Origin of the sequence: Acetobacterium wieringae (assembly GCF_023700225.1) — a bacterium.
Classification (GTDB): domain Bacteria; phylum Bacillota; class Clostridia; order Eubacteriales; family Eubacteriaceae; genus Acetobacterium; species Acetobacterium wieringae.
Window position 1 is genome coordinate 3,577,056 of record NZ_CP097897.1, and the last position, 23,035, is coordinate 3,600,090.

A 23,035-nucleotide genomic window follows, 5' to 3' on the forward strand; every position below is an offset into this window, starting at 1 on the left:
CAACAAAAAATCAATCCTGCTGGTTCAATCATTTAATTAAAGCTACATAAAATAAACAGCTACCGGTTATCTTTAAAAAGCTCTGCTTATTTTTTTCTTACGCCTCCGGATTAATTGCTAAAAAAGTGCTAATCACCTGTTCAACAAACCGGTCTCGTTCGTTGATCCAGGGACTGTGACCAGAATGCTCAAACCAGATAATGTCCTTTTCAGGGGCTTGCAATACCTGTAGGTATTCTTCAACCAGCACCGTCGGCGCATTGACATCATGACGGCCCAAAAAGAAATAAACCGGCACCTCCAGTTTATTATAATCGGTTCTTAGATCGATCTCATAAAGCTGCTGATAAACGTTATTAAAGGTATTAATGATCCCGCGAACATAATTTATTTTATCAACAAGCCCATATTCGGAAGCACCAATATCACGAAGGGTATTATATCCGGGATTGTCTATGGCCGGGTTACTTGCCATATAAGCACTCAGATAGTTTAGATAGACTGCACTTTTCCAGGTAATATTATCGCCATAATAGGGAGGCATGCCATTCTTCTTCAGTTTCTCAACCATTTTTTCATTCCCCTTTTCATGGGCGATTTCCATGGCCTTCTGGTAATCCAGCCGTTCCGTTTCAGAAAAATCGATCATCTGGCCGGTCCCAATAAATGCGTGGTATGACTGGGGAAATGCTTTGATTAAAAAAATCCCCAGGGCGCTTCCCCATGACTCGCCCATGAGATAAATTTTTTCCTGTGCAAACCGCTCTTTCAAGTATTCAGTCAGCGCATAGCCGTCATCCATATAGGTTTGAACCGTAATCTTATCTATCTTTTCAGCACCATAAGATTTACCGGAACCGGGCTGATCCCAATTGACAACAACAAAGTATTTTTCCAGTTCTGAGAGTTCATGCCGCACCGCTGCCATCTGCGTCCCGCCGGGTCCACCTGCCAAAAACAGCAAAACCGGTTTGTTTTTATCCCAGCCTCTGATACTAATCCACTGTCGACGTCCATTTAACTCCACTTCTTTTAGCTCGGCGATACTGTTTTTTATGGTCTTGCCATTTTCATCCGTGATTGGTGGTGTCGAAGCGGTCAATTGCGTAAATACAACCAGCGCCAGATTAACAACACACACAGCAGCCAGGCATTGTGCAGCCCTTTTTAAGTGGGCAACTTGCTTTGTCTGGGGCTTTTTTCGCCAGCAGGCAACGAGTACCTGTAGTCCAAAAATCAGCATTGCTGCCAAAGCAGCGGCGACCAAAAGCGTCAATATCAAAAATCCTGTTGTTTGTATCATTTTTTTCTCCTGATTTCGCTTCTTTTGATTGTCCTGACAAATAAAAAACAGCTTTACTTTCAGGACGACGCTATCATATCAGGTCGCTCTGTCATAAAGCTGTTTAGAATCATAAATTTACCTTAAATCTTCGGAATCCTAATCATAAATGCGCTGCCGTTGTTGTACTTAATGTCCAGCGTCAAATCACCTTGATGCGCCCGGGCAATTTTTTTTGCAATGGCAAGGCCCAGGCCACTTCCACCTGTTTTAGAATTGCGTGCGTCATCAACCCTCACAAAGGGTTTAAAAATATCTTCAACCAGATGATTAGGAATTCCGCAGCCATCATCGGCAAAACAAATAACGACATCAGCCTTTTCTTCCCGCAGCGACACCGATATGACGGTTCCCGGCCTATTGTAGCGCACTGCGTTATCGGTAAGATTTTGAAAAATCCGGCTAAAACGCGGTGGATCCAGTCTTACCAGGATGTTTTTTTCGGGGATATCAAATTCGTATTGGAATCCCGCCTGTTCAAGCGGTGGGATCAGGGCTCCACAAATCTGACGGAGATACTCGCAAACTTCAGTTTCTACCGGTTTGAGCAAAAACTGGGGGCTGTCCATCTGCGAAAGCTCAAACAGATCGGCAAGCAAAAGATTCGCTCTGTGACTATTTTGATAAATGGCCTGCAGATACTCCCTTCGTTCTTGCTCCGACAAATCCTTTTTCTTCATACAAAGCTCGGTATATCCCTGGATGCTGGCCAACGGATTCTTCAGATCATGTGAAATATCAAGGATCAGACGCCGTCTGTCATTTTCCGATTTTTTTCGCAAGGTCATTTCTTGCTCGATCCGGGCGGCCATGTCATTAAAGGTCTCTTGCAGATTGGCAAATTCATTCTTTAATTTTAAATCGACCCGGGCACTATAATCCCCTGCCCGTAAAAGCCGGGTTCCTTCGCTGAGCTGATGAAGCGGTTCGGTGATTTGCGCTGCCATGAAACGTGAGTACCCGGACGCCAATAAGGCTAAGATGGTCAGATAAATCAGACTGATGGCGGCAATCACTTTACTTGCCATTGCCATATCATCGGGAACCGCCGCCGGATTATGCACCACAGAAAAACTCAGGCGAATGGAAGTCGGAAATGTCACAATCAGCCAATACTCCCCCTGGGGCTGATAAACAATATCGTAGTGATAGGGTTGGTCAGAACTTTCCATCAGAAATGCCGTGAACTCCTCAGCACTTAGCTGACTTTTGCCAATGGTATCAAGCCCCTCTGAATAAACCACCTGGTAGTCCTTATTGACAACCTGCACCCCACCGCCATTCTTAACCACTGCCGATGCGTCGATCTGGGTATAATCCTCCTTAATGATGGCCCTTGCCGGATATCGCTCCTTGACAAGCCGCCCCTCGATCAATCCGCTTGCGAAAGACAAAAGTACCACTGCCAGAGTTGTAACCATTGTTGTCAGCAGAAATACAAACAGATAACTGGAAAGAAACTGATTTGAGATCTTTTTTATCATCGTTTTGGCCGTATATAGTGAAGTTTATAACCAATGCCCCGAATGGTTTTCAGATATTCCGGTTTTTGCGGATCATCCTCAATTTTATTACGCAGTCGACTGATATGAACCATCACGGTATTATCATTGTAGTAAAAGGCTTCATCCCAGATCGCATCGTAAAGCTGTTGCTTTGTAAAAACCCGCTCCGGATTTTCCATAAAATAGCGCAGTAATTTGTACTCCTTTGCGCCTAGTTCAATGGGATTTCCAGCTTTATGCACGCAACAGCTTTCCGTGTCGATCGTTAATTCCTCGTAAGTAAGTAATGCTACTGTAGGTGCCGAGGGCTCACGATACTCATTGCTTCGGCGTAGTTGGGCACTGACCCGGGCAAGCAGCTCAGCAATCGAAAAGGGTTTAGCCAGATAATCATCCGCTCCCAGTCCCAGTCCCAAAATCTTATCCATTTCATCCGTTCTGGCCGTCAGAAAGATCACCGGAATGGTGCTTGTTTCACGTATTTTTCGCAGCAGGTTAAAACCATCCAAAATTGGCATCATCACATCCAATATGGCCAGATCGATTGGTCGATTCTCAATCATCTCCATGGCCTGCTTCCCATTTTCTGCCGTAACAACCGTGTATCCATTTTCTTCAAGGCTAATTTTTAATAAGTTGCGAATATCATTCTCATCGTCAGCTACTAAAATCATCATTGACCAGCCCCTCCTCCATCTTTTACCCGACTGTTTGATTAAGCCAAATTGTCATCAAAGTTTCTGCAACAAGCCTACTGTATTGCAGTAGCACCTAATTTATATGACGCCTGAAACCTGGGGACGTTTTGTTTATCCGAGGTTAATCACCTCCCCTATTTTCAAGACTGATGTTTTTATATTTTTCTACAGCTGCGTTAATTTGTGTCCGATACTTTTATCACAAGGACTCACTCGTGAACTCAACTACACAGTTACGACCATTGTCCTTGGCCTGATAAAGCGCTTTATCTGCCATATTAATGAGCGCATTGAGGGTTTGGCCCAGCTCATTTTTCTTCGCAATACCGATACTGACGGTGACATGAAAGGTTTTATCCCGATCATGATACGAATGATTCGAAAACTCGGTTAAAAAACGGGTTGTTTTTTCTTTAATTTCCGCATCGCCAAACCCGGTTAATAACACCGCAAACTCTTCCCCACCCAACCTTGCAATCAGACTGTTTGCATGATAATGGGTTTTTAGGGCTTTACCGATGTGATTAATGACCCGATCGCCGTTTAAGTGTCCAAACTGATCATTGATATTTTTAAAATGATCCAGATCCATCATCAACAAATGCAGTGAATCTTTCTTTTGATTCACTTCCTGTATAATACGTTCGCCTTTTTGCATAAAAGCCCGCCGGTTATTCAATCCGCTGAGTTCATCCACCATGGCCATGCGCTTCAGACGTTTATTCCATTCATAGGCTTCCGTCACATCACGGATCGTTTTGATCCATCCCTGGGATAAGTGATTGCTGTCAATGCTGCGGGTACTGATTTCATAGATCCGTTCTGTTGGTTCCATGCCCCATTTCAAGGTGGAATCCGCCCCGTTTTTCAGCGTTTCCAGAAAAGCCGGTGCCGACTGAAAGACCAGATCCAGATCCCCTTCGGTCAAGGAAATACCCAGTTCTCCCAAAAGCTGACTGGCCATTTTGTTGTAATCGATGATGATATTTTGCTGGCTGACCAGCAGGATGGCGTCCCGGTTGGACTCAAAAGCCTTACTCCGGGCCCGAGCCTTGGCCGACAGAAAATCATACTTCCAAATAGCGATAACCACCATCAGGCAGGTTAAGGGCAGACAGATCGCCATATAGTCGATGATAAATCCGAAGGGTTTGAAATATGAAAGCAGCAATCCGATTGTTGCCGTGATGGACGCAATCACAATCAGCCGAATCTTCCCGATCTTCTGCTCCCGGTTTTTCATAAAATACACAAAAAACAGCCCCAGGGTAATAACAATCATCAGCATGGAATGGATACTCTGGACAAACATCCACGGCCCGTAAATTCGGTTTAACAAAAGTTTGTCGCCCTGATATACGAAATCAACCGTGGCAAAATAGAGATGATGATAATCGTTGGTTAATCGCAACACCATGGTTATTACCGGAATGACATAGATAAACAGACTCAGTAACACCCGGTGTCGGGCAAAGTGACCGGTATACATTAATCCGGCGGTTAACCAGAAGGCTGAAACAAACGGAATCCCCAAATACTCAAACTGGTTCCAGAAGAGGATCTGGGCTTCGGTATTGGAATTGAGTTCCATGGCATAACCAAATATGTAGATACCAATCGCAAAGCTCAACGCCAGCATAAACGTTGCATAACCAGTGCTATTAACTGACTTGATATGGACCGCCCAGTAAATTGCAGTAAACAGCATCACAAAAAAATAAATATTGATTAGATTGTAACCAATCATTAAAGCTACCCCGTTATTGTGAAAATACTTCTGTGCGCTTATCATATCATATCCCACCCTCAGTGTGGATGATTTTCTTTGGGCGACCAGCTTAAATATCAAACCCATTTTATTTTCTGGCCGAAAAAACGGCGCCTGTGAAACGCATAGAACGCTGCGTTCTTTTTCGATTGCTTATCCGAGGTTAATCACCGCAACCGAACTGCTATGGCTTTTAATCAGCTCAATTAGCGCCTCTGTTTTCAGCCAGACTGTCATCGTATTTTCATTTGGATGAATGCCGATCAAACGATTGCGAAAGAATTCATCGATAAATACTTGGACTCTTTTATCCTTGTCGTTTAAGACACCAAATGGTGTTACCGAGCCTTTCTGCAGTCCCAGAATTTCATTCAAATCCTTTTCGGAAGCAAAACTAAGCCGCCGTGAGCCAATTATTTCCTGGAACTTCTTAAGGCTAACGAGCTTTTCTTCGCAAACAGAAATCAAATAATAGTGTTTTTTCTTATCATCCCGGACAAACAAATTCTTCGCAATGCAATTGGCATGCGGTAATCCCAATTTCTTCATTTCATCAATCGTATATACCGCTTCATGTGCAAGGGATTCATAGCAAATGCCCGAATCATCCAATAATTTCAACACCTCTTGTTTTTTAACCGGCATACTGATCACCCACCAGGTTTTCATGACTGATCGTAACAATATCCATCTCACCACCATAAAATTTATCCATTATTACTCCCTCCGATTCACTCTAACTATGTATCTTTTAGCACCAAAAGCTTCCTTGCCCATTATTTTCATTATACGCCTGTCATCCACCTTCTGCAATTCTGCAGATCTATTTTATCAACTTTTATTAGCACCACAGGATCTTCTCGCCTTTATCACTGATCCCATATTGTTTCCTTGTGATTTTATGATTAATCTTGAGTTTAAACGCAGATTCGTTATATAATGAAAACGATTCATTATGATAAGGAGATATGATCACAATGGCTAATAGACTATGTTCCAAAAAAACGTTTTTCCTGAAACTATCAACATTGTTCGTAACCGGGATTCTCATGGGAGGATTGCTACTGGGATGCAGCAACCCAAAAACAGAGAGCAAGTCCGAACCCCCTGCCACGCCAACTTACACCCTCATTACCCTGCCGGATGATGGCTATCAGAAGATTTATGATTTCATCGATTCCGCCAATAAGAGCATTGATATGACCATGTATGCATTGATCGATTCCAATGCTGAAGCGGCTTTGATTGCAGCGGCGCAACGGGGAGTCAATGTCCGGGTCCTGCTGAATTCCAATGCATCGGATGGTGGCACGGTGGGAATGAATCAGCCAGCCTATGATAATTTATCGGCTAACGGGGTTCACGTTGTCTATTCCTGGGACGGTGTTTTATGGCATCAAAAAAGCATCGTGGTGGACAATCAGAAAGTGGCTATCATGAACTGCAATCTGGTCGCCCAATATTATCCGATTCTCCGCGACTACGTGGTGATCACTGACAATCCGGCCACCGTGGCAGGGGTTTCCACCACCTTTGAGGCGGATTATACCAATAACACTGTCGCTCCTGTGGCTGGCGATGTTCCGGAAGGCTCTGAACTGGTCTGGTCCCCCGGCGCCGAGAAACAATTTACCGAGCTGATTGAGGCTGCCCGACCCGGCACCACCCTCTATGTTGAAACCGAGCAGCTTGATAGCACGGTTCTGGAGAACGCCCTCATCGAGGCGGTCAAGCGGGGCGTAACGGTTAATTTTACCATGACCAATACCGGTGAGTTTACCGCCGGATTCGATACCCTAAAGGCTGGTGGCGTCAATGTCCGTCTCTTTCCACAAAATGCGCCCATCTACATTCAATCCAAGGCCATTTCGGTGAATAATGAAACGGTCTATATTGGCAGCACCAATTTTACCACGACCAGTACCAATGCGGATCGGAATGTGGGCATTATCACCCAAAAGAAGGACATCGTCGATGGTCTGACAGCCACACTAATTCAAGATTTTCAAGAAGCCCCTGCATACTAAAAAACAACCAGAAGGCCGGATCTTTTTAGATCCGGCCTTCTGGTTAAGCACTCAGCAACGATCAACAAACCGACTGCTTTTGCCAATCCAGGGGGAATTACTACTGCTACATGACCACTGTTTCAGATCAGCTTTATCCATTGTCTCTATGCCATTGCTTTATCACTCAACCATCAATCCTGACGGTTACGCATGTTATTGCGTTGCGATTTTGTCAACGCTGATCATTGGCTTTCAATGACCAGATCGCCAGTAATAAGGCCAACCCAAGAAAACCAGCCAGCACGAACAAACTGAAGCGCCATTGCAGATAATCCCGAAGGAGAGCACCCCGCAGACCGTTTAGAAACCATTGGAAGGGATTGAATCGGCTAAGCTGAATAACAATGGCCGGGGCCGCATCAAGGGAATAAAAAGCGTCACTGAGCAACAGCAGACTCATCGAAATAAGATTTGCGGTAATGCTAGTTTGCGCTTCGGTTCGGCAAAGACGGGAGACAAAAAAGCTGAGCAAAACATAGCCCATCCCTGCCACCAGACAGACCAGCCCGGTCATCAGTAGCGCTTCTGGGGAAAGGCCAATCTGAAAAGCCAAACTGCCAACCGTCAGAACCAACAGGCCGCAAATCAATGAAACCAGCGTACCCGCCCCGGAGGTACTGACAACAAAAGCAGATAAGGGCAACGGGGTAACTTTGAGCAGCTGAAAGACGCCCCGACGACGCTGTGCCAGCAGTGAAAACACAGTGGTCGTCAAACCATAAAACAAAATCCCCATGGCCATCATCGCCGTTGTGATGCGGATCGCATAGTCGGGTTGATGAACCAGATAGCCTAAAATGAGGGTCCCGGCAATCGGCACCGCAATCGACCAGAACAGTAAAAACGGTTCCCGCAGGGCCGATTTGAGGGACAGCATAAAAATAGTATTCATATTAAACACCTTCTCTTTCTAATTGATCGGCTGAACAGCCGGTGTTTGGGTTAATTTCAAATACAGTTCATCAAGATTGGCAACGCCGTTTTCGGTAATCAGTTGTTTCGGGGCTCCTTCGGCAATGATTTGACCATTGTTCATAAAAATAATGCGATCAGCCAGGGTTTCCACTTCTTCCATATCGTGAGAGGAAAACAAAACCGTCTGATTATTGTTGACCATCTGGCGAATCAGCTCCCGAATTTCATGACTGGCCCGGGGATCAAGTCCGGCGGTGGGTTCATCAAGAACGATCAACGTGGGCTGATGGACAGTCGTCACTGCCAGGGCCAGTCGTTTTTGCTGACCCAGTGACAATCGGATCGCCGGAGTATTTCCGGTATCCCCGAGTTGACAGGCTTCCAACCGGTTCTGCAACTCGGCCTCACTAAGCCTGATTCGATACAGAGCACTGAACAAAGCCAGATTCTCCCGGGCTGAATAGCCTTCAAAAAATGGCGTTGTTTGAAGCTGAACGGCCAGATGCTGTTGATAATCGGTTCGCCAATAGGTAATCGATCCCTGATCCGGCGACAGAATTCCCAAAAGCATGGCAATCGTCGTCGATTTGCCAACCCCATTGGGGCCAATCAGAGCTACAATCTCCCCTTGGCCGATAACCATATCCAAACCTTTAATCACCACTTTATCCTGAAATTTTTTTGTTAATCCCTTTGCTTCAATTAAATTCATGGTTTTCTCCTTACTTCTATTTGTATATTCAATGTTGAGTATGAGGGTATTTTTTTCTCCCTTAATCTTAAGGGAGAATTTTCAGTCCTTTGATTCCAGCAGCTTAATGGCATTTTCCACCAAATCCTGCTGTTGTTTGACAATCGCAAACATGCTGTCAAAAATCAGGGTGGTCATCGGTGGGATATTCTGATGCATGGCGATTTCTTTGAGTCTGAGACCGCTTTCCAGAGCTTCCTGCTCGGCCGTCAAATTGTTAAGCTGACGCTTTAAGGCCTTTAATGCCACCTCAACCGGCAACTTCTCAATAAATGACAATCCTGAATACAAACCGGATGGGTAATGAACCGAGGGGTGCCCCAGCGAATCGGCAATCAACTGCGTCAGGTGTGCACGGCCATCGTCAGTGATCCGATATACTGCTTTTTGGCGATTCCCGGTCTGTTCAATCCGTTCGATTTCGACCAGATTTTCTTTTTCCATTTTCTTTAAAGCGTGATAAATTGAACCGATCAAAACGCCCCCCCAACGTTCGGCATCAGAGATCCGCAGCATCTGCTGAATATCATAACCGGACATCGGCTGAACATCGAGAAGTCCTAAAACAAGGATCCTTGTCATATTAATCCCTCCAATACTCTACGTTGAGTATTATATATTGATCATTTAATTTTGTCAACCTGAAATTTGACATTAATCCAACATTCAGAGGAATTTTGTCTGAAAGCCTCTATTTCCCGACCACTACAATAAATTCGTTTGCTTTTTTTCTCTCCTGAATATGCAAAAATCGGGACATGGTTTTTCAAGCAAACTTGAATCCATGTCCCGCGCTTTATTGATTACGCTTCATTTTGAACGCTGATCAGGCTGCTGTTTCATAAAAAGCAGCACTACCGGTGTCAAAGGCGGTGCCTTTTTCCACGAGTACAATTTCAATTCCTTCCAGTCGGTATCCGTATCCAGCCGTACCGGACTCTGCGCCATTTGATGCCCAGCCCAGCCAGCCCAGATTCTCAACCTGAACCCGGTAATAAACATCGTATTTATCGGCTTGTGTCCCGGTTAACTGAATTTTAATGGCTTCCAATCTTAAACTCTGGCCTTCCGTCCCGGACACCGTTCCATCTGCGACATAATCCTGCCAACCAATATTCTGGACATGGGTGGCATATTCAATCCCCAAGCCATCAATCCCACTTTTAATGGTAATGCCTTCCAGTCTCAAGCTCTGGCCGACGGTTCCTGACAGAGCACCGTCAGATACTGCATTTTGCCAGCCGATATTCTGGACATGGGTGGCATAATTAACATTCCCGGTCGCCGCTAAATCGCCATCATAGGCTACCCCATTAACATACAGGGTATAACCATTTGTATCCAGGGCCGCTGGCATCGCCGTCAAATTCGGTGATGTATGAATCCCCGGTGAGCTTCCAGGAACTGCCCTTTTCCAGAGTCACTTTCAAGGTTGCAGCGGTGGTTTTATCACTGTTAATTGAACCAGTAAACGTTGAACTATCCTGAAGGATCAAATCCAGGGTTGAGATGGCATCCACAGCGATATCCCCAGTCAGTGTCTGCTTTGAAGCGGTCAAGCTACATTTCCCACCGTTTGAACCGGCCGTTCCCCAACCCCGGCTGCCATCATTTCCAGCCACGGTTAAGAGATTACTATCAGCCGCCAGAGTCAGATCAACATTGCTTAATGCGATTTGGGACTCGGTATTAGTGACGTAGAACATATCACCGCTATTGGCTGTCAGCGAGCCATCGGTCATCTCAAAGCTGCTGTTTCCGACTTCGGCATCCCCGGACATGCTCTGATACAGCATCACGTTATGGATGTTATCCGCATCGGAATTCCCGGTGGAGCCGGTCATATTTCCGCTGACGGTACAGTTGTTCAATGTAACTGAGTTTAGCCCTTCCACCACAATGGCTTCGGATGTTTCAGCGTTCAGGGTGGCATCATTGACGGTGATATCCGCTGTACTGTAGACGGCTGGAGCGCCGGTGCTGCCGCTGGTGGTGTAGGTACCGCCATCAACAACCATGGTTCCGCCCCCCCGGTCACTTCGAATGGCGGCTTTAACAGTGGAATTAACAGTCAGGTTGCTGGCATAAAGATTTCCTCCACCAGCCACTTCGATGCCGCCGGCATTTCCACCGGTGACATTGATGGTGGTATCTTTGATGTTAATGGTGGCCCCGTTATAGGCAAAAACCCCGTTTGCTCCTTCGGCCGTTGCGGTCACACTACCCCCGGCAATATTCAGGATCGCATTGTCAAGAGCCAAAATGGCGGCATTGAGGCCGTAGAAACTGCTGGCATCACTGCTTGAAGCGGTGCCAGCAGTTTTTTCAACGGTCACCCCATTCAGATGGGCGGTGATGGCTCCTTCAGCCCGCAGGGCATTTTCATCATCGTTGGTTGAACTGTAGGTACCGCCACTTAAGCTTTCGCCATCGGCCAGCAGGTATGCCCCGGTGCCGGTGGAAACAGTGGCACCGCCACCACCTCCGGGAGCTGCGCCAGGAGACCCACTTCCCGACATAATTTCAATGGAGGCAATGGTATCGGTGCCCGTGGTATAGGTGATTTTAAGCACTGCTCCGACCACAATGTCGGCCGCCGTGGCTTTTGAGCTTGTAGCTGACGTTTCGGTCGCTGTGGCAGAGCCACCGGTGGTGCCTGCTTCCGGAGGCTGTCCCGGCGACGCCTTGGTAATTGCCATATCATCGGTCAGGGTAAACGTTGAACTTTCACCGGTCAGAGTGAGCATTTCAGGCATTTCTCCCGGCGTTTCTCCCGGTGTTCCGGTATTCTGATTCAGGGTTCCGATGGCGATGGTTACTTCTTTTCCATCCACCTTCGTTACCTTGCCGTAAATGACATCTTCTGAAGCGGCACTGGCTGGAAAGGCCGTCAATGCCAGACAGGCCGTCACAATTAAACTGGTTAATAAACGCTTTGACTTTTTCATTTTTATCTCCTTTATCGATGAATGAATTGTCTCTTTAGCATTTATTGTAATCAGTTAACGTGATGATCAGGTGATTAATCTGTCAAATTCAAGTGATTTTTTCGTAATACCGGTAGGATCTCATGATGGGGACCGGAGCGGGATGTTTGCTGTGAAAACCATATTGTATTCTGCTTTCATTCAGATATGTTGGGTTATTTCTCACTTATCTAATAGATTAACGGTGATTTCATCCAGCGCACCACCAAAATATTTGTCCAGCACCGCCTTAAACGTCGGATTTCCACCGACCAGATAAAACAGGGTCATCGATGATTTCAGCTTCAGATCATCGGGCCGACCAAACACCGCTCTGGCATCACTGGATTCAAACTTTAAGAGTTCACCGGAAATCTCCAACAGCCGCATCCCCAACAGTGGATGCGCCAGATATGCCTTGGCTTCCGCCCGATTCTCAATTCCGTAATACCGGGCAGTTTCACTCCGGCCCAGGCCTTTAAGCTGGGGAAAAATATACCACATCCAATGGCTGCGCTTGCGACCATTTTTAATTTCCATTAGTGCCTGTCCATAGCTTTCTTCCTGAGCTTTGACAAAACGTTCAATTGTATCCATCGGTCTTTCCTCTCTTTCATTATCCTTTGGCAGCTTTTATGATGATTTTATCATAATACGGGCATTAGCGACATCGATTTGATTTTATTTATCATTGCCTTTAAAAGGGAAAATGGCCTGATCCATACAGATTGATATGCAAGGATCAGCCACTATTATTTTCGCTGGCAGGAGGATCAAAAGCATCTGCCTTACGCCAGCTTTTTAGTTCCTAAATCAATAAAGACCCTGCTTCCATCTGGTTGCAGGGTCTTTACTGGCTATTTTCTTTTTTACATCCATCTCCCAGGTTTTATTCTTCCCGGAACTCAAAGCATCCCGTCTTTTAAAATATCATGGTCTTTTAGTACTTTTTCAATCACGGTTCCCTTTGTAAAATGAATGATTGGTTTTTTTATCAAATTCAGCGGCCCCGGCAATTCAATTTCCAGTGGTGATTTTCCATCCATCAGTTTTACACTGCTGTCGAGCAGCTCCCGAATATCATAGACACTGCCCCAAACTTCCGGCACCCCTCTGTCAACACCAAGCAAACCATAGACCGATTCCATGGCGGTTCTGACTGAATACTCGGTTGTAAAGACGGTATCTCTGGGGGTTTCGGCAAACTGACCCAGAAAAGCAAAATTAACGCAGCCATCCGGAATGACATCTGGTCGATCGCCTTTGGTTCTTGGCATGAAAAAGGCGGTAATATAAGGCATCATGGTTGGCACACAGATGGCACTGTTTTCAGCCAGTTCATCAATTTGATTGACTGGCACACCCAAATGATACAACCATTCTTTGGTAATTTCTTTGCCGGTACACTCTTTCATTGGTTTTTTTACATAATTTCCCGGTTCATCTGAGAATAGGCCATAGACCCATACACACACCTTGTTTTTATCCTGATCTTTAAACTGCCCCTGTCTGTTAATGGTCCAGCTGAGCAGCCAGGATGAATCCATGCAGCTGACAATCCCACCGGTGACAACTTTCCCGCTTTTCGGATCGCGCTTACAGATATTGGTGAGATATGGCATGATTTTATCGTCTAAGGTTGTGATTGTTGCTGATTCCCAATTTGTTTTCTTGATATCGGAGCAGAACTTTTCCGGATTTCCAAAGGCCGGATCCTGCTGGGCGATATTTTTCCATAAGCTCCAGCTGCCGCTGGTTCTCACTTCGGCGTCCCCATTTGGCGCATGATTCTGGTCGCCGTAAATGGTGCCCTCGGTACAGCTTCCGTTTGTCACAAAAACCAGATCATTTTCTGTCAGCACCAGCCCTTTTTCAACTCCATTTACCTTATATTCAATTGCTTTGGCGACCTTTTTATTTTCCGCAATCTCAAAGATGACATTGGTTACCTCGGTATTAAATTCAAAGTTAACGCCGGCTGCTTCCAGATATTTCTGCATCGGTAGAATTAATGATTCATACTGGTTGTATTTGGTAAATTTCAAGGCGCTAAAATCCGGTAATCCGGCAATGTGGTGAATAAATCGTTGAAAATAAAGTTTCATCTCCAGCGCACTGTGCCAGTTCTCAAAGGCAAACATCGTTCGCCAGTAAAGCCAGAACGTCGAATCGAAGACCTCTTCATCAAACACATCCTCAATGGTTTTGTCGTATAAATCTTCATCTTTGGTCATAAAGAGTTTCATGATTTGCATGCAGCCCTTCTGACTCAAGTTAAATTTCCCGTCGGTCTGGGCATCAACGCCCTGGTTTCTGGTAGCTCGACACAATGAATAATTGGGATCTTCTTTGTTTAACCAATAAAATTCATCCAACACCGAGGCGCCCGGTATTTCAAGCGACGGAATACTGCGAAACAGATCCCACAGACACTCAAAATGGTTTTCCATTTCCCGGCCCCCCCGCATCACATAGCCTCGGGTCGGATCTTCAATGCCATCACAGGCCCCACCGGCGATATCCATCGCCTCGAGAATATGAATGTGGGAGCCCGGCACTTGTCCATCCCGAACAAGAAAACAGGCGGTTGCCAGTGCCGCTAAGCCACTGCCGACAATATAGGCGTTTTTTTCTTCGACGCCTTCCGGTTTTCTGGGGGTTGCAAACGCTTCGTAATTACCATTGGTATAATAGATCCCCTTGCTGTTTTTTTCATGTTTGCCACGTTCGGTGTTACGATAATTGGAATCCTGGGAAATTTTCTTTTTCTCTTTATTTTCTTTCAGCTTGTTTTTGACCACCATTGCAGTGGCACCGACGCCAGCTACTGCCACTGTTGCCAATCCGACTTTCACTTTTTTATTTGCCATTAAATTATCCTGCCTTTCATCACGTTTAACGCTAAGTGATTCTTTCTTTATGGTAAAGCTTTTTTAATGATTTATCAATTTACAAAACAGGCAGAATGATAAAAAAACTGATCACTCGGCCTGTTTTGATAAAATATTCCTTATTCATGACGTTTGGCTGCAAAATTTAAAATTGAATTGGCAATATTGCCGCTGAGGGTTGTGCTCATTTTGTCAACAATGACATTCGGATCCTCGCTCATGCCCTTTTTAATCCAATCCAGCATTATTCCCACAAAACCGTATTTGTAAAACTCGGCAATAAAATTCATCTCTGCCTCGGTGATTGATGTATTTTCGGCCTGTTCTCTAACCACCCCTTCCAGCAGTCCATAGGTTAACTGATATAAATAATTTTCGATCTGCTCTCGGCTCACCGAACGATAAACATTCAAAATAAAGGGTTTGTTCTCTAAAACCGCTTCAAACAGCTGCAGCAAACCTTCCTGCCAGGTATAATAGGTTTTTTTCCCCTGCAAGGCTCTTTTGCCGTCTTCTTCACAGCTCCATTCCACTAAATCATAGATATCCTTAAAATGGTAGTAGAAAGCCATTCTGCTGATTCCGCAATCCGTTGCCAGATCGCTGATGGTAATCTTATCAAATGGTTTTATCAGTAATAGTTTTTTTAAAGATACTTCCAAATCTGCTTTTGTCGAATTTGACATAATCGCTCCCTTCTGTTTATAATTGTTTAAATCGCTCGCCATAATTAAATAAAAAAACTCCGACCAGAATAATTGTCCCACCAATCACTCTCGACTGCCCGGGGATTTCACCGGCAATTAAAAAACCCAATACACTGGTCAAAAATGGGGTTAGAAAGATATAATTACTGACCTAGCGGTCTTTTGGGCTACAGACACACAGAGCCTTCCTCCTGGCAACACAGGCAATGGCGCTGAAGAATAGGCCCGGAATCAGAACATTGACTCATTGCATTGGCAAATCGCAAACGCCAATTCGCTTTACATTTCTTTCGCTACCCCAGATACTCTTAGCTATGACCATTTTTTGTATTGAAAAATGCTATCTGCATATATAATAGCACATTGATAAGCCAGAGATAAAAATATGTTTCGAATTTGGGAAATCTGATACAACACAATAAAATTCTGAAAGAAAAAGTCATTGCCGTTGATAACAGCGCTTTGAATGAAAATAAAAAAGTCCAGAGTGCTTTAGAAATTTTCTGCCTGAACTTTGATCTGGAAAAACCAATGTGGTTTGACAATAACACAAAGAACTGCGTCAGATTTCCATGACAACTTTTCGGGAAGACCCATTTATCGAATCCATTTGGTTTGATTATTTAGAAATCGAGATGATCGACGATGGTAAAAAAGCTGTCAGCAACTTGACAGCTTTTTTATGTTGGATTGAGGGACTATCGTGTTTATCAGGTGCATTCTTTTAATGCCTGTTCAATCATCACGTTGCCAATGCTACTCCTGCGTTCTATCGCCCAATCCTGACTTTGGTTTGCTACCTGGTCGGTCGAATCAGCGATTCGGTAACTCATCCATTATGGCAACCGTTTTTACAGTTTCACCCTTAATCATTTTTAGGCTTCTTGTCGTCGGAGCTTCCCGCAGAAAGAGGGCGCAAACAAATCCAATTGCAGCAATGACGACGCAAAACAGAAAAACATCATGAATTGAATTGGCCAGAACGGTTTTTGCCTGCATATACGCATCGTCGAAATAGCTCAGGTACAACTCCGATACCTGGGATCGAATGGTTGCCACTGTTTTTGGATTTGTAATGACTTGGGTGTTTTTGAGCATTTCCTGTATTTCCTGGGGTAGTTGGGGCATCATCAGGCCTGAAAATCCATCACTCAGAGAATTTGTCATGATCACACCGTCGATGTAACTGAACCAATCTGTTCTCTTGGGGCAACGTTTTGCGCATTCACATTGGTAATGGGCATACTCATCCCCACACCAAAACCCAAAATTACCATAAAAAGAATGGCACTGGCATAAGAGGTTTTAACACCCATGGTGGAAAGGAGCAACGCCCCCACACCCATAATAAGAAACGCTGCTGCCGACAGTATTTTTGCTTTACCAACTCGTGAAACAAGCCGACCAGTGATATTACTTGACAGGAGCAAGCCCAGCATCATCGGTGTTATGACAGCTCCGGATGTTGTCGCCGACGAACCAATCACCCCCTGAACAAAGTATGGAAGATAGAGAACCGTTGAAAACATAATCGCCTGAGAAAAGAAGGCAATCATGAAGGATACATAAATCGCACGATCTTTGAAAAAATTCATTTCACCGATTCCAGCCGTTTCGTTTGTCATGCTTGTGTCATTATTCCAATTAATCTTGAGCGTAACCATGGATTCGAAATATAATGATACTGTCTATATCAATAGAACCAAATTTACCATCACCAATACCAATGACGATCGCAATATGGGGATTATCAATCAAAATACTGACATCGTCAGGAATCTGACCACCACACTGACGCAGGATTTTGAAGGTGCCACTGCTTACTGAAAATTACGATAAGGGCATGATAAAGATAGGCACCATACTGATCGATATCGCTCTTATCCGGCACAACCGTCACCACCAGCAGATCCTTGGCCACCGTCGGACGACCCTTGGTGCTAGAATAAAAATAGTACAAATCGAAATGAGAAAATCCAAAATTAATAAAAACATGGTACGATAAAAGAATCGTACTGAAGGAGGATCTCATTATGGCAAAACAACATGATAAACAATTCAAACTGGATGCAGTCCGGTACTATGAAGAACACAAGGAACTCGGTCTGCGTGGATGCGCTGAAAATCTCGGCGTTGGTTACAGCACGCTGGGAAAATGGAGCAAGGAACTTCAGGACAGCGGCAGTATTGAATGTCGTGGTTCAGGTAATTATGCATCGGATGAAAGTAAAGAAATCGCGCGTTTAAAACGCGAGTTGCGTGATACCCAAGATGCATTGGATGTCCTAAAAAAGGCCATCGGCATTCTGGGAAAATAACCGAAGCGATTTATGTTGAGATTGCTAAAAAGGCGGAAGCTGCTCATCACGAGAAGCGCCGGGTTTCCGTCTCCGGAATGCTGCAAAAACTGGGTGTATCACGAACCGGGTATCGATCATGGATTAACAGAAAACCATCGAATACCCAAAAACGACAGGAAGTTCTTAAAACCAAAATTGAGACCATTTATAACGACTCAAAGCAAAATTATGGAGCTCCGAAAATCACCGAAAAATTGAAACAGAGCGGTGAAATAATTGCTGAGCGGACTGTCGGCAAATACATGAAACAAATGGGTATCAAAGCTCAATGGATCAAACCTTATACGATCACGACTAAAGATTCTGACTTCAGTAAAAAACTCAGAAATATTCTTGACGAACAATTTAATCCCGAACGCCCCAATGCTGTCTGGTGCAGCGATATTACCTATATTTGGACAATGGACGGATTTTTTTATCTAACCAGTATCATGGATTTGTATTCTCGAAAAATCATTGCCTGGACGCTGTCAAAAACAATGGAAGTTTCCTGTGTAATCGACACTGTTAATAAAGCTAAAAGCCGTCGAAATCTCGATGCGCCATTGATCATTCACAGTGACCGCGGCAGTCAGTTCGTTTCAAAAGAATACCAGAAGGCAACGGCAAAAATGCAGCGAAGTTATTCTAAAAAGGCATATCCCTGGGATAATGCCTGCATTGAATCCTTTCATGCCATTATTAAACGTGAATGGCTCAATCGCTTTAAAATCCTTGATTATAACCATGCTTACCGGCTGATCTTTGAGTATCTGGAAACCTTTTATAATACAACTCGAATCCACAGTCATTGTAATTATATGTCGCCGAATAATTTTGAAAAACTTTTTACTAAAACACAAAATGAAAATTTACAAATAGCAGGTTAAAATGTGGGTGTCAAATTCTCATTTTAATTTGTACTAAATCTTGACATAGGACCACCTCTAGCACCCAAGTGGCAGCATTCCTCAAAAAATTAATCCCTTTGCATTAGAACAGCAGCGTTCTTTATTCAGCAGATCCAACCAGATTCCAGAAAAAACTTGAAAATAACAGTTGAAAGCATTAGAATAAAACTGTGCAATCAATAAGATAAACAGCATTTGATCAGCGCCTTTCTTGGGCAGTCACTCTGACAAATACTCCGTTTATCATCCTGTTTTATTTGCATTGATCGTCAGATTGAAAGGAGTCTTTATGTTAAAACAAAATAAAGCAGAGAGTGTGGCAGACCGGGAGGTTTGCAAAATCTAATCTCTGCAAAACCTCCCGCATCGTATCCAACATACTTTCAGGAGGAAAAAATAATGAAATATTCAAATAGAGAAAAAAATCTTTATCAGCATCAACCCTGTCAGGAGAGTTTCTTCTGCCAAAATTGTGGCCATGTCGTCTCCTTTACCGGTGCCGGAACCAAACACCGTAATCATTGTCCCCATTGCCTATTCAGTCTTCACGTTGATGTTTTACCTGGCGACCGCTCTGCCAATTGCAGTGGTCTGATGGAACCGATTGGCGTCTGGATTCGCAAGAATCAGGAATGGGCGATTATTCATCGCTGTCGCCGCTGTGGCCACCTTAGCTCCAATCGGATTGCCGCCGATGACAACCCCATCATGCTGATGTCCATCGCCGTCGCCCCTTTGGCCAATCCCCCCTTCCCGCTGGAAAAAATGACCCAGGTTCTAAACGATACCACTGGTGACAACAATGAGCAGGATTGATCTGAGCACCTACGGTTTGAGCCCATCATTGGGTTTGGAAGCCACGCACTATCCAGAACTTTTTGTCGCTCGCATTCTGTCCCAGTCCAAGGGAATCTACCGGGTTATTTCCGAACAGGGCGAATTTTTCGCCGAATTGTCGGGGCGGATGCGCTACGAAACGATTGAGACCGCCAATTTTCCGGCTGTCGGTGATTTTGTGATGCTTGATCGTCCCTCCGGAGACCAGGGCAATGGCATTATTCACCATCTGCTGACCCGCAAAAGCGTCTTTATCCGCAAAGCAGCCGGATCATCCAGTCAGGCACAGGTGATCGCCGCTAATATTGATTCGGTCTTTATCTGCATGTCCGTCAATAACGATTTTAATCTGCGTCGACTGGAGCGCTATTTAAGTCTGGTCTGGGAAAGCGGCGCAACCCCGGTAGTCGTGCTGACCAAAATCGACTTGACTGAGGATCTGCTGGCCAAATGCCGGGCGGCGGCAATCGCCATCGGCGTTGATATCCTCGGTATTTCAACCCTGCAAAATGAAGGCTTTTGGGATCTCATGGCCTATTTGTCAGTAGGTCAGACCGTCGCTCTGCTCGGCTCATCCGGGGTTGGAAAATCAACCCTGATCAATTGGCTAAGTGGCGCCCAGCTCTTTGATACCCAGATGATCCGAAGTGATGACCGGGGTCGTCACACCACCACAAGACGAGAATTAATCCGTTTAGCCGATGGTGGCATGCTGATTGATACCCCGGGCATGCGTGAAATTGGCATGCTTGATGTTAACACCGGCTTTGATCGAACGTTTCGTGATGTGGAAGCCCACCTCGATTCTTGCCGTTTTCGCAACTGTACGCACACAAACGAGCCCGGTTGCGGAATCGCAACTGCCATTAAAGCAGGACAGTTATCTGCCCAACGCTGGCAGGCCTATCAGAAGCTGACCGACGAAAACGACTATTTCGAAAACAAAGCGGCCTTCTTAAAAAAGAAGAAGGAAAAATTTTATCAGATCGCCCGTTTAAACCGAAACAATAAAAAATAGTCGTTTCATTAAAAGACCTTGCCCGAATGGTTTTATCCTGGCAAGGTCTTTTTTCATCTCAAAATGCGCCCATTTAGCTTGTCTGAGAATTATTAAATTGTAGCCCTTTAAGCCAATTATCCAGTTCCAAGACCGAATCGCCACCTTTTCTAAGTTCCTTACTGGCCGCAATCTGTCCATCCCGGATGTAAAGGACTCTTTTGGCTTTTGCTGCGACTCTGGGGTCGTGGGTAACGATCATGATGGTCATGCCCTCATTGTTCAGTTCTTCTAGTATTTCCAAAACTTGGTCTGTCGCCTCCGAATTCAGGGCCCCGGTCGGTTCATCCAAAAAGAGAATCTCGGGATTGTTAATCATCGCCCGGCAAATCGACGCACGCTGTAGCTGCCCACCAGACACTTCCTTAATATCACGATTCTCAATTCCGCTAATCGCCATCCGCCTCATCAGTTCCGAGGCCCATTTTCTGATTTTCTCTGGCAACTCTTTTTTTGCTACCAGTCCCGGCAGGATAATATTGTCATAAATCGTCAGATTTTTTAGCATTTGAGCATTCTGAAAAACAAAGCCCATCTTAGTCAGTCTGAAGCTGGCCAGTTCCTCTTCTGATAACGCACTGATATTGATCCCCTCAAAGATTACCTGACCGGCACTGATCTTGTCCATTCCGCTGACGCTGTATAAAAGTGTTGACTTTCCCGAACCGGATGGCCCCATCACGGCTGTAAAATCTCCTTTTTCAATTCCAAACGAGACGTCGTTCAATACGTTTGTGTCCTTAAAGGATTTACTGATGCCTTCAATTTTTATCATTTTTGGCTCCTTATTCCATTATTTGATCTCTGATGTGATAGCTTCCAACTGTATTGGTTCCAATGATTACCGTCATAACCACGACCCCTAATTGCACGGCAGGGCAAAGCAGATAAGCCCAGAGTGGCTCTATCAACAACTTTATTTTTGCGACTCCGACGGTCGCAAGCATGCCTCCAAAAATAACTTCCCCCAGCGTATTGGCCAACAGCGTTCCGGCGATAATCGCAAGCACCTGAATTACCAGAAGCCGGATTCCCAACTGGATTTGAATATCCCGGGTGGAAAACCCGATCGCTTTTTTAAGGGAAATGGCGCTGTGTTCTCTGGCCATCATCAGCTGAAGAAACATAACCGTAATCAAAATAGTCAGCATTAAGGAAATCACCGCCGCAACCCCTTGTACCTGGTTCATATTTGCAATAACGCTGCTGAGGGTCTGGAAAACAAACGCATCGCATGGGGTAATCTTACTGTTAGGTAACACCGTTCGCATTTTTGTAACGTGATTATCAATATCAATGCCCTCCCGAAGATCCAGATAGATCATATATCCTTCAATATCCTTACGATCAAAGTCGATGGCGGCTTTGGCGGTTTTTCCGCCATAGGTAATGTCTTGATAAATACCACAAACGTTATAGACGTGCTCTTTCCCCTGATAAATTATTGTTATCGCGTCGCCGACTTTTTTACCCAGATCAACCGCATTCAGATATGAGAGGGCCAGATCATTTTTTTCTGTGGGGGCCTTCCCTTCCAGGTATTCTAATGGAAAAACCCCATTATCGCCGTTCTGCACCCGTACATATTCCCATTCACCCTCGACATTTTGGGACTGTACATAACCATTCTGGTAGACTGTATAGCGTTCAATATCTGGGTCATTTTCCAAATAAGCTATCGCCTCCTCTTTTTGTTGCTCTAAATTGTTGCTGTATTGTATGTCAATGCGGACATCGCTTTTGCCAATGCCCATATAGGTCAGAAAGACCGGGTTATTAATGGTGTTGTTCATATTCATGGGAAGCAGAATCAGGAAGGAGGAAAAGACAAATATCAAGAATATTACCACATTCTCTTTCCATTTGCATTTGAGTTCCCCCAAAGCCATTGTCCATCAGGCACTTTTCCAACGATTCGCCATTGCAGATAATCTGGGCGTTATTCACATCCAGCATCCTGACTACCAGTGCATCCTCCAGATAATCTTGCTGGGCGACAAAGTCTGCAAATGCCTGTTCATCATAGTCGCCTTTGTGCATCTGGACATATTCTGGCGGCACGGCCATCTTATTCAAACCATTTAACGACGACAGCATAATCCCGGTAACCCTTAATCCACCGGCCATAAAAATAGCTGAAAGAATCAGAAATACGGCCAGGGCAGTTGTGATAACCCGGTTTCTTTTAAAGTCCTTGCGGACAAGATTCAGCAATAGTTTCATATTCAACCTTTCAAATTGTTATCGACTTACCGACCGCAGGTCGATATGCGGGTAAA

Annotated in this window: 24 protein-coding genes; 6 read left to right on the forward strand and 18 right to left on the reverse strand. The window is 44.8% G+C overall.

Features of this window, described 5'->3' with window-relative positions; translation table 11 throughout:
- Positions 1–97 precede the first annotated feature (97 nt).
- The 5 genes from CHL1_RS17565 to CHL1_RS17585 form a co-directional block, all read right to left on the reverse strand.
- On the reverse strand, positions 98–1,303 hold the full coding sequence (locus CHL1_RS17565) for an alpha/beta fold hydrolase (RefSeq protein ID WP_250934211.1): 1,206 nt from the start codon (positions 1,301–1,303) through the stop codon (positions 98–100).
- A 122-nt stretch (positions 1,304–1,425) separates the two neighbouring features.
- Positions 1,426–2,826: a sensor histidine kinase gene (locus CHL1_RS17570; protein ID WP_250934212.1), complete on the reverse strand. Its 1,401-nt coding sequence runs from the start codon at positions 2,824–2,826 to the stop codon at positions 1,426–1,428.
- A complete protein-coding gene (locus CHL1_RS17575; protein WP_070370705.1) occupies positions 2,823–3,524 on the reverse strand; it encodes a response regulator transcription factor in 702 nt (233 codons plus the stop codon). The genes CHL1_RS17570 and CHL1_RS17575 overlap by 4 nt, the downstream gene beginning before the upstream one ends.
- 220 nt (positions 3,525–3,744) lie before the next feature.
- Positions 3,745–5,337, reverse strand: a complete 1,593-nt coding sequence (locus CHL1_RS17580) for a histidine kinase N-terminal 7TM domain-containing diguanylate cyclase (protein ID WP_250934213.1) — start codon at positions 5,335–5,337, stop codon at positions 3,745–3,747.
- Between the two features lie 129 nt (positions 5,338–5,466).
- Positions 5,467–5,997 carry a prolyl-tRNA synthetase associated domain-containing protein gene (locus CHL1_RS17585; protein WP_250934214.1) on the reverse strand — a complete coding sequence of 177 codons (531 nt, stop codon included), beginning with the start codon at positions 5,995–5,997 and terminating at the stop codon, positions 5,467–5,469.
- 293 nt (positions 5,998–6,290) lie between these two features.
- Here CHL1_RS17585 and CHL1_RS17590 point away from each other — a divergent pair, with 293 nt between their 5' ends.
- A complete protein-coding gene (locus CHL1_RS17590) occupies positions 6,291–7,340 on the forward strand; it encodes a phospholipase D-like domain-containing protein (protein WP_250934215.1) in 1,050 nt (349 codons plus the stop codon).
- Between the two features lie 214 nt (positions 7,341–7,554).
- On the opposite strand, the gene CHL1_RS17595 is transcribed toward CHL1_RS17590, so the two are convergent.
- The 10 genes from CHL1_RS17595 to CHL1_RS17640 all read right to left on the reverse strand — a co-directional run bounded on the left by CHL1_RS17595 (position 7,555) and on the right by CHL1_RS17640 (position 17,237).
- Positions 7,555–8,274 (reverse strand): ABC transporter permease, encoded by a 720-nt coding sequence (locus tag CHL1_RS17595; RefSeq protein WP_070370702.1) that lies wholly within the window; start codon positions 8,272–8,274, stop codon positions 7,555–7,557.
- An 18-nt stretch (positions 8,275–8,292) separates the two neighbouring features.
- Positions 8,293–9,009: an ABC transporter ATP-binding protein gene (locus CHL1_RS17600; RefSeq protein ID WP_070370701.1), complete on the reverse strand. Its 717-nt coding sequence runs from the start codon at positions 9,007–9,009 to the stop codon at positions 8,293–8,295.
- An 81-nt stretch (positions 9,010–9,090) separates the two neighbouring features.
- On the reverse strand, positions 9,091–9,630 hold the full coding sequence (locus CHL1_RS17605) for a PadR family transcriptional regulator (protein ID WP_070370700.1): 540 nt from the start codon (positions 9,628–9,630) through the stop codon (positions 9,091–9,093).
- A 244-nt stretch (positions 9,631–9,874) separates the two neighbouring features.
- Positions 9,875–10,405 carry a hypothetical protein gene (locus CHL1_RS17610; RefSeq protein WP_250934216.1) on the reverse strand — a complete coding sequence of 177 codons (531 nt, stop codon included), beginning with the start codon at positions 10,403–10,405 and terminating at the stop codon, positions 9,875–9,877.
- Entirely contained in the window at positions 10,362–11,996 is a 1,635-nt protein-coding gene (locus CHL1_RS17615; RefSeq protein ID WP_250934217.1) for an autotransporter outer membrane beta-barrel domain-containing protein, read from the reverse strand. The genes CHL1_RS17610 and CHL1_RS17615 overlap by 44 nt, the downstream gene beginning before the upstream one ends.
- 201 nt (positions 11,997–12,197) lie before the next feature.
- Positions 12,198–12,611, reverse strand: coding sequence for a DUF1810 domain-containing protein (locus CHL1_RS17620; protein WP_070370698.1), 414 nt, complete (start codon positions 12,609–12,611; stop codon positions 12,198–12,200).
- 308 nt (positions 12,612–12,919) lie between these two features.
- On the reverse strand, positions 12,920–14,884 hold the full coding sequence (locus CHL1_RS17625; protein WP_250934218.1) for an oleate hydratase: 1,965 nt from the start codon (positions 14,882–14,884) through the stop codon (positions 12,920–12,922).
- 140 nt (positions 14,885–15,024) lie between these two features.
- Entirely contained in the window at positions 15,025–15,591 is a 567-nt protein-coding gene (locus tag CHL1_RS17630) for a TetR/AcrR family transcriptional regulator (RefSeq protein ID WP_070371023.1), read from the reverse strand.
- An 834-nt stretch (positions 15,592–16,425) separates the two neighbouring features.
- On the reverse strand, positions 16,426–16,779 hold the full coding sequence (locus tag CHL1_RS17635; RefSeq protein WP_070370695.1) for a hypothetical protein: 354 nt from the start codon (positions 16,777–16,779) through the stop codon (positions 16,426–16,428).
- A 2-nt stretch (positions 16,780–16,781) separates the two neighbouring features.
- Positions 16,782–17,237, reverse strand: coding sequence for an MFS transporter (locus CHL1_RS17640; RefSeq protein WP_070370694.1), 456 nt, complete (start codon positions 17,235–17,237; stop codon positions 16,782–16,784).
- Between the two features lie 37 nt (positions 17,238–17,274).
- On the opposite strand from CHL1_RS17640, the gene CHL1_RS17645 reads away from it, so the two are divergent.
- The 5 genes from CHL1_RS17645 (at position 17,275) to rsgA (ending at position 20,717) form a co-directional block, all read left to right on the forward strand.
- Positions 17,275–17,439, forward strand: a complete 165-nt coding sequence (locus CHL1_RS17645; RefSeq protein WP_175440914.1) for a hypothetical protein — start codon at positions 17,275–17,277, stop codon at positions 17,437–17,439.
- 206 nt (positions 17,440–17,645) lie between these two features.
- Positions 17,646–17,930 (forward strand): transposase, encoded by a 285-nt coding sequence (locus CHL1_RS17650; protein ID WP_070370063.1) that lies wholly within the window; start codon positions 17,646–17,648, stop codon positions 17,928–17,930.
- Positions 17,931–17,950: 20 nt separating this feature from the next.
- Positions 17,951–18,841: an IS3 family transposase gene (locus CHL1_RS17655; RefSeq protein ID WP_242871573.1), complete on the forward strand. Its 891-nt coding sequence runs from the start codon at positions 17,951–17,953 to the stop codon at positions 18,839–18,841.
- Between the two features lie 420 nt (positions 18,842–19,261).
- Positions 19,262–19,678, forward strand: coding sequence for an RNHCP domain-containing protein (locus tag CHL1_RS17660; protein ID WP_070370421.1), 417 nt, complete (start codon positions 19,262–19,264; stop codon positions 19,676–19,678).
- On the forward strand, positions 19,665–20,717 hold the full coding sequence (rsgA, locus tag CHL1_RS17665) for a ribosome small subunit-dependent GTPase A (protein WP_250934219.1): 1,053 nt from the start codon (positions 19,665–19,667) through the stop codon (positions 20,715–20,717). The genes CHL1_RS17660 and rsgA overlap by 14 nt, the downstream gene beginning before the upstream one ends.
- A gap of 73 nt (positions 20,718–20,790) precedes the next feature.
- On the opposite strand, the gene CHL1_RS17670 is transcribed toward rsgA, so the two are convergent.
- The 3 genes from CHL1_RS17670 to CHL1_RS17680 are packed head-to-tail and all read right to left on the reverse strand — an operon-like array spanning position 20,791 to position 22,979.
- Positions 20,791–21,531 carry an ABC transporter ATP-binding protein gene (locus tag CHL1_RS17670; RefSeq protein ID WP_250934220.1) on the reverse strand — a complete coding sequence of 247 codons (741 nt, stop codon included), beginning with the start codon at positions 21,529–21,531 and terminating at the stop codon, positions 20,791–20,793.
- 10 nt (positions 21,532–21,541) lie between these two features.
- A complete protein-coding gene (locus CHL1_RS17675; RefSeq protein WP_250934221.1) occupies positions 21,542–22,555 on the reverse strand; it encodes an FtsX-like permease family protein in 1,014 nt (337 codons plus the stop codon).
- The gene (locus CHL1_RS17680; protein WP_228880073.1) at positions 22,533–22,979 is read right to left on the reverse strand and encodes a hypothetical protein; all 447 of its coding nucleotides are present in this window, start codon (positions 22,977–22,979) and stop codon (positions 22,533–22,535) included. Before CHL1_RS17680 ends, CHL1_RS17675 begins: the two co-directional genes overlap by 23 nt.
- Between the last annotated feature and the right edge of the window lie 56 nt (positions 22,980–23,035).

Coding starts and splice junctions, on each gene's coding strand:
- CHL1_RS17565 (WP_250934211.1), bottom strand. CDS start 1,303: ATGATACAAACAACAGGATTTTTGATATTGACGCTTTTGGTCGCCGCT.
- CHL1_RS17570 (WP_250934212.1), bottom strand. CDS start 2,826: ATGATAAAAAAGATCTCAAATCAGTTTCTTTCCAGTTATCTGTTTGTA.
- CHL1_RS17575 (WP_070370705.1), bottom strand. CDS start 3,524: ATGATGATTTTAGTAGCTGACGATGAGAATGATATTCGCAACTTATTA.
- CHL1_RS17580 (WP_250934213.1), bottom strand. CDS start 5,337: ATGATAAGCGCACAGAAGTATTTTCACAATAACGGGGTAGCTTTAATG.
- CHL1_RS17590 (WP_250934215.1), top strand. CDS start 6,291: ATGGCTAATAGACTATGTTCCAAAAAAACGTTTTTCCTGAAACTATCA.
- CHL1_RS17595 (WP_070370702.1), bottom strand. CDS start 8,274: ATGAATACTATTTTTATGCTGTCCCTCAAATCGGCCCTGCGGGAACCG.
- CHL1_RS17600 (WP_070370701.1), bottom strand. CDS start 9,009: ATGAATTTAATTGAAGCAAAGGGATTAACAAAAAAATTTCAGGATAAA.
- CHL1_RS17605 (WP_070370700.1), bottom strand. CDS start 9,630: ATGACAAGGATCCTTGTTTTAGGACTTCTCGATGTTCAGCCGATGTCC.
- CHL1_RS17610 (WP_250934216.1), bottom strand. CDS start 10,405: ATGCCAGCGGCCCTGGATACAAATGGTTATACCCTGTATGTTAATGGG.
- CHL1_RS17615 (WP_250934217.1), bottom strand. CDS start 11,996: ATGAAAAAGTCAAAGCGTTTATTAACCAGTTTAATTGTGACGGCCTGT.
- CHL1_RS17620 (WP_070370698.1), bottom strand. CDS start 12,611: ATGGATACAATTGAACGTTTTGTCAAAGCTCAGGAAGAAAGCTATGGA.
- CHL1_RS17625 (WP_250934218.1), bottom strand. CDS start 14,884: ATGGCAAATAAAAAAGTGAAAGTCGGATTGGCAACAGTGGCAGTAGCT.
- CHL1_RS17630 (WP_070371023.1), bottom strand. CDS start 15,591: ATGTCAAATTCGACAAAAGCAGATTTGGAAGTATCTTTAAAAAAACTA.
- CHL1_RS17635 (WP_070370695.1), bottom strand. CDS start 16,779: ATGACAAATTCTCTGAGTGATGGATTTTCAGGCCTGATGATGCCCCAA.
- CHL1_RS17640 (WP_070370694.1), bottom strand. CDS start 17,237: ATGACAAACGAAACGGCTGGAATCGGTGAAATGAATTTTTTCAAAGAT.
- CHL1_RS17645 (WP_175440914.1), top strand. CDS start 17,275: ATGGATTCGAAATATAATGATACTGTCTATATCAATAGAACCAAATTT.
- CHL1_RS17650 (WP_070370063.1), top strand. CDS start 17,646: ATGGCAAAACAACATGATAAACAATTCAAACTGGATGCAGTCCGGTAC.
- CHL1_RS17660 (WP_070370421.1), top strand. CDS start 19,262: ATGAAATATTCAAATAGAGAAAAAAATCTTTATCAGCATCAACCCTGT.
- rsgA (WP_250934219.1), top strand. CDS start 19,665: ATGAGCAGGATTGATCTGAGCACCTACGGTTTGAGCCCATCATTGGGT.
- CHL1_RS17670 (WP_250934220.1), bottom strand. CDS start 21,531: ATGATAAAAATTGAAGGCATCAGTAAATCCTTTAAGGACACAAACGTA.
- CHL1_RS17675 (WP_250934221.1), bottom strand. CDS start 22,555: ATGAATATGAACAACACCATTAATAACCCGGTCTTTCTGACCTATATG.
- CHL1_RS17680 (WP_228880073.1), bottom strand. CDS start 22,979: ATGAAACTATTGCTGAATCTTGTCCGCAAGGACTTTAAAAGAAACCGG.